Source organism: Pigmentiphaga litoralis, assembly GCF_013408655.1.
GTDB classification, from domain to species: Bacteria; Pseudomonadota; Gammaproteobacteria; order Burkholderiales; family Burkholderiaceae_B; genus Pigmentiphaga; species Pigmentiphaga litoralis_A.
In genome coordinates, this window is sequence record NZ_JACCBP010000006.1 from 1934 (window position 1) to 3239 (window position 1306).

1 rRNA gene (only partly in view) is annotated in these 1306 nt (G+C 49.3%); it reads left to right on the forward strand.

The features are described from left to right. Nucleotides 1–138: 138 nt before the first annotated feature. Nucleotides 139–1306, forward strand: a 23S ribosomal RNA gene (locus tag HD883_RS27410); it runs 1710 nt beyond the window's last position.

Consider the following 1306-nt stretch of genomic DNA (forward strand, 5'->3'; position numbering starts at 1 on the left):
CAGCGCGCAGGTTAAGAGCCTGTGGAGTATTTGCTGAGCAAACGGGTTGTGATTGCATTATTAAGTTTTAAAGAGTTCTCATGCTTTAAAACGCACAAACGCTAGAATTACTAGAGACTATAGCCGCTACGGTTATAGGATCAAGCGACTAAGTGCATGTGGTGGATGCCTTGGCGATTACAGGCGATGAAGGACGTAGTAGCCTGCGATAAGCTACGGGGAGCTGGCAAACAAGCTTTGATCCGTAGATTTCCGAATGGGGAAACCCACAGCTTCGGCTGTATCGCATACTGAATACATAGGTATGCGAGGCGAACCGGGTGAACTGAAACATCTCAGTAGCTCGAGGAAAAGAAATCAACCGAGATTCCGAAAGTAGCGGCGAGCGAAATTGGATCAGCCTTTACGATTTAGCATCAGTAATAGGGGAACAGTCTGGAAAGTCTGGCCATAGCAGGTGATAGTCCTGTACCCGAAATTTCTGTTGTGGAACTAGGCGTAAGTTAAGTAGGGCGGGACACGTGTAATCCTGTCTGAATATGGGGGGACCATCCTCCAAGGCTAAATACTCGTAATCGACCGATAGTGAACCAGTACCGTGAGGGAAAGGCGAAAAGAACCCCGGAAGGGGAGTGAAATAGATCCTGAAACCGCATGCATACAAACAGTAGGAGCGGACTTGTTCCGTGACTGCGTACCTTTTGTATAATGGGTCAGCGACTTACATTCAGTGGCAAGCTTAACCGAATAGGGAAGGCGTAGCGAAAGCGAGTCCGAATAGGGCGACTAGTCGCTGGGTGTAGACCCGAAACCAGACGATCTATCCATGGCCAGGTTGAAGGCACGGTAACACGTGCTGGAGGACCGAACCCACTAATGTTGAAAAATTAGGGGATGAGCTGTGGATAGGGGTGAAAGGCTAAACAAGTCTGGAAATAGCTGGTTCTCCCCGAAAACTATTTAGGTAGTGCCTCAAGTATTACTCCAGGGGGTAGAGCACTGTTATGGCTAGGGGGTCATGGCGACTTACCAAACCATTGCAAACTCCGAATACCTGGAAGTACAGCTTGGGAGACAGAGCACCGGGTGCTAACGTCCGGACTCAAGAGGGAAACAACCCAGACCGCCAGCTAAGGTCCCCAAATATTGCTAAGTGGGAAACGAAGTGGGAAGGCATAGACAGTCAGGAAGTTGGCTTAGAAGCAGCCATCCTTTAAAGAAAGCGTAATAGCTCACTGATCGAGTCGTCCTGCGCGGAAGATGTAACGGGGCTAAGCAATATACCGAAGCTGCGGATGCGTGGATC